This window comes from Streptomyces sp. NPDC096339, from assembly GCF_044762985.1.
Lineage (GTDB): Bacteria > Actinomycetota > Actinomycetes > Streptomycetales > Streptomycetaceae > Streptomyces.
Genome location: NZ_JBIWFI010000046.1, coordinates 55303 through 65583 on the forward strand (window position 1 = coordinate 55303; position 10281 = coordinate 65583).

The 10281-nt window shown below is 74.7% G+C and carries 8 protein-coding genes; 4 read left to right on the forward strand and 4 right to left on the reverse strand.

What is annotated here, in order from left to right:
- Positions 1 to 270: 270 nt before the first annotated feature.
- Positions 271 to 717 carry an NUDIX hydrolase gene (locus ACIQ5Y_RS36065; RefSeq protein WP_403890488.1) on the forward strand — a complete coding sequence of 149 codons (447 nt, stop codon included), beginning with the start codon at positions 271 to 273 and terminating at the stop codon, positions 715 to 717.
- Between the two features lie 16 nt (positions 718 to 733).
- On the opposite strand, the gene ACIQ5Y_RS36070 is transcribed toward ACIQ5Y_RS36065, so the two are convergent.
- The 3 genes from ACIQ5Y_RS36070 to ACIQ5Y_RS36080 all read right to left on the reverse strand — a co-directional run bounded on the left by ACIQ5Y_RS36070 (position 734) and on the right by ACIQ5Y_RS36080 (position 3585).
- Positions 734 to 1576: a trypsin-like peptidase domain-containing protein gene (locus ACIQ5Y_RS36070; RefSeq protein ID WP_403890491.1), complete on the reverse strand. Its 843-nt coding sequence runs from the start codon at positions 1574 to 1576 to the stop codon at positions 734 to 736.
- A 97-nt stretch (positions 1577 to 1673) separates the two neighbouring features.
- On the reverse strand, positions 1674 to 2165 hold the full coding sequence (locus ACIQ5Y_RS36075) for a GNAT family N-acetyltransferase (protein WP_403890494.1): 492 nt from the start codon (positions 2163 to 2165) through the stop codon (positions 1674 to 1676).
- Between the two features lie 901 nt (positions 2166 to 3066).
- Positions 3067 to 3585 carry a hypothetical protein gene (locus tag ACIQ5Y_RS36080; RefSeq protein ID WP_403890497.1) on the reverse strand — a complete coding sequence of 173 codons (519 nt, stop codon included), beginning with the start codon at positions 3583 to 3585 and terminating at the stop codon, positions 3067 to 3069.
- A gap of 138 nt (positions 3586 to 3723) precedes the next feature.
- Between ACIQ5Y_RS36080 and ACIQ5Y_RS36085 the strand changes: the two genes are divergently transcribed.
- Positions 3724 to 4803, forward strand: a complete 1080-nt coding sequence (locus ACIQ5Y_RS36085; protein WP_403890500.1) for an alpha/beta fold hydrolase — start codon at positions 3724 to 3726, stop codon at positions 4801 to 4803.
- A gap of 126 nt (positions 4804 to 4929) precedes the next feature.
- On the opposite strand, the gene ACIQ5Y_RS36090 is transcribed toward ACIQ5Y_RS36085, so the two are convergent.
- On the reverse strand, positions 4930 to 6156 hold the full coding sequence (locus ACIQ5Y_RS36090) for an amidohydrolase family protein (RefSeq protein ID WP_403890503.1): 1227 nt from the start codon (positions 6154 to 6156) through the stop codon (positions 4930 to 4932).
- A gap of 131 nt (positions 6157 to 6287) precedes the next feature.
- On the opposite strand from ACIQ5Y_RS36090, the gene ACIQ5Y_RS36095 reads away from it, so the two are divergent.
- Both ACIQ5Y_RS36095 and ACIQ5Y_RS36100 read left to right on the forward strand, forming a co-directional pair.
- Positions 6288 to 9683, forward strand: coding sequence for a BTAD domain-containing putative transcriptional regulator (locus tag ACIQ5Y_RS36095; RefSeq protein ID WP_403890506.1), 3396 nt, complete (start codon positions 6288 to 6290; stop codon positions 9681 to 9683).
- 202 nt (positions 9684 to 9885) lie between these two features.
- Complete coding sequence (locus ACIQ5Y_RS36100; RefSeq protein WP_403890509.1) at positions 9886 to 10065, forward strand: hypothetical protein; 180 nt, start codon at positions 9886 to 9888, stop codon at positions 10063 to 10065.
- The last annotated feature ends 216 nt before the right edge of the window (positions 10066 to 10281 follow it).

Sequence of the window (10281 nt, forward strand, 5' to 3'; positions counted from 1 at the left end):
CCGGGGACCGGGCGGAGGAAAGGGCGGAGGCGAGGGCCGGGCCGGGGACCGGGCGGAGGAAAGGGCGGAGGCGAGGGCCGGGCCGAGGGCCGGGCGGAGGAAAGGGCGGAGGCGAGGGCCGGGCCGGGGACCGGGCGGAGGAAAGGGCGGAGGCGAGGGCCGGGCCGGGGACCGGGCGGAGGAAAGGGCGGAGGCGAGGGCCGGGCCGAGGGCCGGGCCGAGGGGAAAGAACGCATTCCCCGCCTCCGCCCCCCGGCGTACGCTGGATCGATGCGCACTCGAACTCCACGTCACGCGGCCCGCGTTGCCATCGTCTCCCCCGAAGGTTCGGTGTTCCTCTTCCGCGAGAACAACGTGGAGGTCGGCATCCACTGGCTGCCCCCGGGCGGCGGCATCGATCCCGGCGAGACCCCCGAGGACTGCGTACGGCGCGAGCTGCGCGAGGAGACCGGCTGGACCGACCTGGAGCCCGAACGCCTGCTCTGCACCTGGGAGCACGACTTCACGCACCAGGGCATCCCGGTGCGCCAGCACGAGCACATCTACCTCGCCCGGGGTCCGCACCGCGAACCGGTGCTGGAGTACCCCGGCATCCACTGGCAGTGGCTCTCCCCGGAGCGGCTGGCCACCCTCGGCGAACCCCTGTGGCCGCCGCGCCTCCCGGACCTGCTGGCCGGCGCCCCGGCGGAACCGGTCCACCTGGGGCTGCTGGCGTAGGAGGTGCCGGGGCCCGTCAGCCCTTCCCCGTGGCCTTGGCGTACAGCGAGGCGGCGTACTCCCCGAGGACGGTGCTGGTCGACTCGTCGTCGGTGTCGCCGCCCGTGAGGATGCCGACGATCTTCCCGTCGCGGGCGATCCACGCGCTGCCGCTGGTCCCGCCGGGGAAGTCGGCGCAGTCGAAGCGCTGTTCGGTGTCGCTGAGGCGGACCGCCACCGCCGTGCAGGTACGCGGCACCTTGCGGTCGGCGGGGTAGCCGGTGACGGTCACCTCCTCGGCGGTACGGCCGCTGGTGTCGAGGGCGGCCGCGCCGGTCACGTCCTCGATGTTGCGTCCCTTGCCGTCGGGGGCGACGCGGGCGAAGGCGAGGTCGTAGTCGTCGTCCGTGCCCTCGGCCCAGCGCTCGTCCTCGAAGACCTTCTCTATCTTCCAAGTACCGTACGGGGCGAAGCCGTTGGCGTACGCGGGTGCGAAGACGGCCCCGCCCTCGCCGTTGGTCTGGTCCCCGGCCAGCAGGCAGTGCCCGGCGGTGACGATCAGGTTCTTGCCCGGGCTGCTCACGACGGTCGCGGTACAGAAGTGGTCCCCGTCCAGGCCGCCGGTGAACAGGGCCCCGGTGAAGGCGGCCGGGCCTCCGGGCTTGGGGGTCACCGGAGCGGGCAGCGGCGAGGTGAGCTGAGATCTCGGCGAAGCTTGCGAACGCGACGAAGCCGTCGGCGAGGGGGTCGGCGCGGCCTTCGCGCGTACCGGCGGAGCCCCCTCGGGCGGCGGCACCAACTCGGCGACCGCCGCTGACGCGCCCAGCGCCGCCAAGGCGCACAGCACCACCGTCACCACGTTGCGCCTGTCCACCGGCATGATGATCCTTCCGCTTTGCCCCGGCGAAGCATGCCTTGGCGGCGGGCGCGGTCGCAAGGGGCGGGGCGGTGCGTGGCGGGCTTTGGACCGGACGGTATCAGCGGGTTCCCGGTTCCGACCGGACGAAGCCCATGCCCGGGCGGCCGTCCACGGAAATCTCACCGGTGGGGACGAAGCCCGTGCGGGTCAGGACGGTGCGGGAGCCCGTGTTGTCGAGCGTCGTGACGGCGCGCAGCGTGGTCACGCCGTACCGGGTGGCGGCGAGGCGGCAGATCTCGCGCACGGCGGCCGTGGCCAGCCCCCGCCCGGCGGCCCGCTCGGCGATCCGGTAGCCGAGCTCGGCCGAACCGTCCTCGACGTCGACGAGGTTGACCCTGCCGAGCACCTCCCCGTCGTCGCCGACGAGCAGGTGGAAGAAGCACAGCCCGTCGGCCTGCTCGGCCAGCAGGGCGTGGTGGCGCTCGTCGAAGTAGGCGAAGTACTGGTCGCCGCGGTCCGGGACCGACGCGGCGAAGTACGCCCGGTTCTCCCGCTCGAACTCGAGCAGGGCCGGGGCGTGTTCGACACGGAGCAGTTCGAGTTCGGGCATGCCCCAATGCTAGCGCTGCGGCCGCGGGGCACGACTTGGCACGCGCGCCCCTTCGCCCCCTGCCGGGGCCGCGTGTCCGGCGGGGCGCCCCCGCACTGAACGCGCGCGCCGGGGGCCCGTGCCACACCCCCGCGCCGACGGGGTCGGGTGCGCGGTGGGGCGCCCCCGCACTGAACGCGCGCGCCGGGCGGGCCCGTGCCACACCCCCGCGCCGTCGGGGTCGGGTGCGCGGCGGGGCGCCCCCGCACTGACGCGCGCGCCGGGCGGGCTCGTGCCACACCCCCGCGCCGCCGGGGTCGGGTTTGCGGTGGGGCGCCCCCGCACTGACGCGCGCGCCGGGCGGGCTCGTGCCACACCCCCGCGCCGCCGGGGTCGGGTTTGCGGTGGGGCGCCCCCGCACTGAACGTGCGCGCCGGGGGCCCGTGCCACACCCCCGCGCCGTCGGGGTCGGGTGCGCGGTGGGGCGCCCCCGCAGGGCGTCGAACGCAACCACGCCGCGGATGTCCGCTGCCTCCGCACGTTCGACGCCCGAGGAGGTGCCCCGCCGCACGCCCGACCCCGACGGCCCCTCACGTGCGGGCCGCCCCCGGGGGTGCCGCTGCGCGGAGCAGTCCCCTACCCGCCCTTCCACCGTTCCCCGGGCTCCGCCCGGACCCCGGTCCTCAAACGCCGGACGGGCTGAAAAGACCCGAGGGCTCCGCCCCCAGACCCCCGCGCCTCAAACGCCGGACGGGCTGAAAAGACCCGAGGGCTCCGCCCCGGCCCCCGCGCCTCGAACGCCGGCGAGGCTGAAAGACCCGGACCCCGCGCCTCGAACGCCGGCGAGGCTGGAGGTACCCCCGCAGCTACCGCCGAAGTCCTTCGACACCTCGGACCCGACGCCGGTCAGCCGCCGCGGGCGTCAGCCGGCCCCGCACCGCCTGGCCGCGAGGCGGATCTCCTGGACCGTGCCCGGCGGATCCACCAGCATCACGCCGACCTCCCGCCCCTGGTGGTGGACGCGCAGTCGCGGGCCGTCGACGGTCACGCGGAGCTCCGGCCACGGGTGCCGCCACAGCACGGAGCACTCCCACAACTGGAGGCCGCGGGTGGTCATGCGGAGCTGGAACCGGGGCTCCTCCCCCGCGGCGAACCCAGAGGGCGGCGCGAGACGGGCCGTCGGGGGGCGGACGGCGTACGCGCCGAGCAGCGTCTCCCCGGGCTCCAGGGCCGCCTCCTTGACGCCGTCGCGCCGCCCGGCCCGGGCCCCGGCCCAGCCGGCCAACGCCCCTGTCGGCAGGGCCGCGGCCACCACCGCCCACCAGGGCAGACCGGCCTTGGCCCCCGCGGCGACGGACGCCACCGTCGCGCAGAGCGCCGTCACCGAACCACCGACCAGCCCCGCCCGCCGGACCCCGCGCTCCCCGCCGTCCCCGTTCACGACCCCCGCCCCCCTGCGTATCGCCCGCGCACCGCAACCGTAACTCGGCTCTTCCCCGGCGAAATCGAGGGCTTGCCAGATCGCCGCTCTCGCGTAGTCTTCCCCTCGAACCAAAAACAGTGTCTGGGGGAAACAGTAATGATCGGTCTCGTCCTCGCCGCCACCACCGCCGCGCTCGCCGCGCCCGTCGTCGGTCTGTTCGGCCACCGCGCCGTGCGCCGGTCGGCGAACGCCGCCCTCATGCGGATCGACTCGCCGACCGGCATCGACGAGCAGGGCTTCATCCGCGTCGGCGGCATCGAGCAGTGGATCTCGATCCGCGGCGAGGACCGCGCCAACCCCGTGCTCCTGGAGATCCACGGCGGGCCCGGCGCGGCCAGTTCCCCCTACGGGGCCCGCACCCGGGAGTGGGAGAAGCACTTCACCCTCGTCCGCTGGGACATGCGCGGCGCCGGCCTGACCTTCGCCAACGGCGGCGCCGCGGCCCAGGGCGGGCCGGTCACCTTCGACCGGCTCTACGAGGACGCCCTGGAGGTCACCCGGTACGTCCTGGACCGGATGCGGGTGGACCGGGTGGTGCTCGTGCCGAGTTCCTTCGGCACCGTCTTCGGGCTGCGGCTGGCCCGCAACCACCCCGAGCTCTACTCGGCGTACGTGGGCACCGACCAGAACGTCCACGAGGCCGGCCGGGACACCTCCGCCTACCGGGCCACGTTGGAGCGACTGCGGGCGGCCGGGAAGAAGAAGCAGGCCGCGCGGATCGAGGCCATGGGGTCCGACCCCGCGCGGTGGACCCGGGCGCAGCGAACTTCGTACGACAAGCTGTGCGCCGGCAGCGACCCGCTGACCCTGGACACGGTGAAGAAGGTGATCCTGGGGTCGATGTGGCTGTCGCCGCTGTACACCGTCGGACGGATCAAGGCGTACTTCCAGGGCCAGGGCTTCTCGGAGACCGTCACCGAAGGGGCGGCGGGGTTCGACGACTGGGCCGACGGGACGCGCTTCGAGATCCCGTTCTTCGTCTTCCAGGGCGCGCTGGACGTGATCACCCCCGCCGCACGCGCCAAGGCGTACTTCGACGCGGTCGAGGCGCCGGTGAAGGGGTTCGAACTGATCGAGGACGCGAGCCACTTCGCGTGGATCCGGCGCCCGGAGCGGTTCCTGGAGCTCCTCCTGACCCATGTCCGCCCGGTGGTCACGGCCACCGCGGACCGCTAGGCCGCGACCGTCCGGGACGGGACAGGGGGCAGGGGCAGGGGCAGGGCCAGGGGCAGGGCCAGGGGCAGGAGCGCGGCCCGGTGCGGGGTGTCGGTCACCCCCCACCGGGCCGCGCCCGCGTCGCCGTTACGCCCCCGGCCCCGCCCACAGTCCGTCCGGCGTCAGGCCGAGCAGGTCGATCGCGTTGCCGCGCACGATGCGGTCCACGACGTCCGGGGCCAGGTGGCCCATCTGCGCCTCGCCGACCTCGCGGGACTTCGGCCAGGTGGAGTCCGAGTGGGGGTAGTCGGTCTCGTAGAGGACGTTGGCGACGCCGATGGAGTCGAGGTTCTTGAGCCCGAAGGCGTCGTCGAAGAAGCAGCCGAAGACGTGCTCGGCGAAGAGCTCCGACGGCGGCCGGTGGACCTTGTCCGCGACGCCGCCCCAGCCGCGGTTCTCCTCCCACACCACGTTCGCCCGCTCCAGGATGTACGGGATCCAGCCGATCTGGCCCTCCGCGTACATGATCTTCAGGTTCGGGAAGCGTTCGAACTTGCCGCTCATCAGCCAGTCGACCATCGAGAAGCAGCAGTTGGCGAAGGTGATGGTGGAGCCGACCGCCGGCGGGGCGTCCGCGGAGGTCGACGGCATCCGCGAGGACGAGCCGATGTGCATGGCGATGACCGTGCCGGTCTCGTCGCAGGCCTCCAGGAAGGGGTCCCACTCGTCCGTGTGGATGGACGGGAGGCCGAGGTGCGGGGGTATCTCGGAGAAGGCGACGGCGCGCACGCCGCGGGCGGCGTTGCGGCGGACCTCGGCGGCGGCGAGCCGGGCGTCCCACAGGGGGATCAGGGTGAGGGGGATCAGCCGACCCCGGGCCTCGGGGCCGCACCACTCCTCCACCATCCAGTCGTTGTACGCGCGGACGCCGAGCAGCCCGAGCTCGCGGTCCTTGGCCTCGGTGAAGGTCTGGCCGCAGAAGCGCGGGAAGGTCGGGAAGCAGAGCGCCGACTGGACGTGGTTGACGTCCATGTCCGCGAGGCGGTCGGGAACCGAGAAGGATCCCGGGCGCATCTGCTCGTAGGTGATGACTTCCAGTTTGATCTCGTCGCGGTCGTATCCGACGGCGGTGTCGAGGCGGGTGAGGGGCCGGTGCAGGTCCTCGTACACCCACCAGTCGCCGATCGGGCCGTCGTCGCCCTTGGCTCCCATGACGGGGGCGAACTTGCCGCCGAGGAAGGTCATTTCCTTCAGGGGGGCGCGGACGACGCGGGGACCGGTGTCCTTGTACTTGGACGGGAGCCGGTCCCGCCAGACGTGGGGGGGCTCAACCGTGTGGTCGTCCACCGAGATGATCTTCGGGAAGGTCTCCATGACCCTACGGTAGCGCCGATCTGACGAACCGTCAGCTAGTTGGGAGCCGATCGCTCCGGGACGGGCTGACGTGTACGCGCAAGACAGGGCAGACTGACCCTTACACCGACGGAAGGCAGGGGGACGACCGCATGGACGGAGTACCGGCCATCCCGCGCCCACGGCTCGCGGCCGCCGCGGCCACGGCCGCACCCGAACCGGGGACCCCTCCGCCCGCCGTCGACCGTGGGGCCGACCCCACCGCACCCCTCACGACCCCGGGAACGGCCGGGGCGGCCCCGGCGACCGTCGCGGCCGCGGCCGCACCCGAGCCGGGCGGGCCTGCCCCCGCGGCCGGCCCGGGGGCGACCCCGTCGGCCCAGGCAACCCCGGTGACCCCGTCGGCCCAGGCGACCCCGGCGACCCCGTCGGCCCAGGCGACCCAGGCCGGCACCGAGGGTCGAGGCCCCGGCGCCACGAACGCCCCGGGCGCCGCGGGCGACGGCACCGAACCGCGGGCCGGCGGCGGCGCCGCGGGCAGGGCCGCAGGCAGGCGCGCAGGCACGCACACCGCAGGCCACCGCCCCGAAGGCAGCGGTGCGCCCGGGGTCGACGCGGGCGCCACGGGCGTCCCCGCCCCCGGGGACTCCCGGTTCTCCGTACTCGGACCCATCCGGGCCTGGCGGGGCGGCGACGTGCTGCCCTCGGGGACGCCCCAGCAGCGGGCGCTGCTCGCCGCGCTGCTGCTGCGCGGCGGGCGCACCGCCACCGCGCCCGAGCTCATCGACGCCATCTGGGGCGAGGACCCGCCGCAGCAGGCCCTCGCCACCATCCGCACGTACGCCTCCCGGCTGCGCAAGGTCCTCGACCCCGGGCTGCTCGTCTCCGAGTCCGGCGGCTACGCCATCCGCCTGCGCTCCGCCGCCACCCTCGACCTCGGCGTGGCCCGCAGCCTCGCCGACGACGCCGAGGCGGCCCGCGAAGCCGGCGACCGCTCCCTCGCCCGTACGCTGCTGGCCCGCGCCCTCGACCTGTGGGACGGCGAACCCCTCGCCGGAGTCCCCGGCCCGCACGCCGAAACGGAACGCACCCGGCTGGAGGAGTGGCGCCTGCAGCTGCTGGAGACCCGCCTCGACCTGGACCTGGAGGTGGGCCACCACGCGGAGGCCGTCTCCGAGCTCACCGCCCTCACCGCCGCCCACCCGCTGCGCGAACGCCTGCGCGAGCTGCTGATGCTCGCCCTCTACCGCAGCGGCCGGCAGGCCGAGGCCCTCGCCGTCTACGCGGACACCCGCCGCCTCCTGGCCGGCGAACTCGGTGTCGACCCGCGCCCCGAGCTGTCCGCGCTCCAGCAGCGCATCCTGAACGCCGACGCCGACCTGGCCCGCGCCGAGGACCAGGCGCCGGCCGCCGCGGCCGTCCACGTACGGCCCGCCCAACTCCCGGCGACCGTGCCCGACTTCACCGGCCGCGCCGGATTCGTCGACGAGCTCGGCACCATCCTGGCCGGCGGCTCCCAGGGCCAGGTCATGGCCGTCTCCGCGCTCGCCGGCATCGGCGGCGTCGGCAAGACCACGCTCGCCGTGCACGTCGCCCACGCCGCCCGCGCGCACTTCCCCGACGGCCAGCTCTACGTCGACCTCCAGGGCACCGAGCCGCGGCCCGCCGAGCCCGTCGCCGTCCTCGGTTCCTTCCTGCGCGCCCTCGGCACCCCCGACACCTCCATCCCGGACAACGCCGACGAGCGGGCCGCGCTCTACCGCTCCACCCTCGACGGCCGCCGCGTCCTGGTCCTGCTCGACAACGCCCGCGACGCCGCCCAAGTGCGCCCGTTACTGCCCGGCACCGCCGGCTGCGCCGCCCTCGTCACGAGCCGGGTCCGCATGGCGGGCCTCGCCGGGGCCCATCTCGTCGACCTCGACGTGATGAGCCCCGAGGAGGCCCTCCAGCTGTTCACCCGGATCGTGGGTGCGGAACGGGTCGGGGCCGAACGCCAGGCCGCCCTCGACGTGGTCGGCGCCTGCGGCTTCCTGCCACTGGCCATCCGCATCGCCGCCTCCCGCCTCGCGGCCCGCCGCACCTGGACGGTGTCCGTCCTCGCCGCGAAGCTCGCCGACGAACGCCGCCGCCTCGACGAGCTCCAGGCCGGAGACCTCGCCGTCAAGGCCACCTTCGAGCTGGGCTACGGCCAGCTGGAGCCCGCCCAGCAGCGCGCCTTCCGGCTGCTCGGCCTCGCCGACGGGCCCGACATCTCCCTCTCGGCGGCCGCCGCCGTACTGGACCTGCCCGAGTACGACACCGAGGACCTCCTGGAGGCCCTGGTCGACTGCTCCCTGCTGGAATCCGCCGCCGCCGGCCGCTACCGCTTCCACGACCTCGTACGCCTCTACGCGCGTGCGTGCGCGGAACGCGACGAGCAGCCGCCGAGCAGCCGGGACGCCGCCCTGGACCGGCTGCTGGACTTCTACCTCGCCACCGCCTCCGGGGTCTACGCCCTGGAACGCCCGGGTGACCGGCTCCCCGCGCACCTCTCCGACACCCACTACCCCGGCCTGGTCTTCCCCGACTCCCGCGCCGCCATGGACTGGCTCTACCAGGAGGCCGACCCGCTGCTGGGCTGCGTACGTCAGGCCTCGGTACGGGGCGGCGACTCGACGGTGCTGCGCCGGGCCGTGGACCTGCTGTGGGCGGCGAAGGACCTGGCCGAGTCCGGGGCCAACTCCAAGCAGTACGAGTCGGCCGCCGTCGCCCTGCGCGACGCCGCCCAGGCCGCGAAGGACCCGTACGCCGAGGGCCGCGCCCGCACCACCCTCACCAGCGTCCACCTCATCACGGGCCGCTTCGCCGAGGCCGACGACGAGGCCCGCCAGGCCACGGCCCTCGCCCGGGAGGCCGGCGACCCGCTGCCCAGCTGCTGGGCGCCCAACGACCGCGGGATCATCGCCCTCCACCAGGGGCGGCACGCGGACGGCGAGCGCTACCTGCTGGAGGCCATCTCCAACTTCCGCGCCGACGCCAACTACGTCGGCGAGGCCAGCGCCCTGTGCAACCTCTCCCGGATCCACGTGGAGCTCGGCCGGCTCCCCAGCGCCATCGACCTCGCCCAGCAGGGCATCGCCATCTACGACCAGATGGGCCTGACCCTGCGCCTGGCCAACGGCCGCTACGCGCTGGGCATCGCGCTCACCCAGGCGGGACGGCACGGCGAGGCGCTGACTCAACTGACCGAGGCGCTCGGGCTGTTCCACGACAACCGCCAGCCGCTGTGGGAGGGCATCACCCACTTCAGGCTCGCGGAGGTCCACCTGTCGGCCGGCCGGCCGACGCTCGCGGCCGCCCACGCCGAACAGGCGGTCGCACTGCGCGTGATGGGCGGCGAGTGGCGCCGGGCGTGCGTGCTGATGGTGCTCGGACGGGCGCTGCGGCGGCTGGGGCAGCGTGACCGGGCACGGGCGTGCTGGCGGGACGCGGAGGCGGTGTTCGCGCAACTCGGCTCGTCCGAACTGGCCGAGGTGCGTGCGCTGCTGGCGTCCGAAATCGCGGCCTGATCCGGACCGGTCCGGTTCCGGAACTGTCCTGACCTGCGCGATCAGGCGCTGAATGAGACGTTCATCGTTCGTTTATCGCCTCGGGTCATCGTAGGTGCATCGACTCGTCGCGTCGGGGGGCACGCGGGTCGGCTGGACAACCCGTTCGGCGGTCCGCGGGGGAATCGCCGAACGGGGCCCAACCCACCATCAGGAGTGCGTGATGACGACGAACGAGAACATCCTGCCGGGCGACGGCGACATCAAGCCGCTGGACAACCACGCCACGGGCATCGAGATCAAGCCGCTCGACAACCACGCCACGGGCGAACCGCTCACGACGGCGCCGGCCGACGAGGAGATCGTGACGCTCGACAACCACGCGACCGGCACCCTGCCGTAACGGCGGCTGCGGGCCACGGGGGACCCACCGGGGGGGGGTACGGGGGAACCGGGGGACCCAACGGGGGTACGGGGGGAACGGGGGAACGGCGGGCGCGGGGGGCCCGGGGGGGGGGCCCCCCCGCCCCCCCCGGTTCAAAATCCGGGGCCGGGCCGGGGCCGGGCGGGGGCCGGGCCGGGCCCACGGGTGAACCCCCCGCCGGCACCCCGTTGAAAA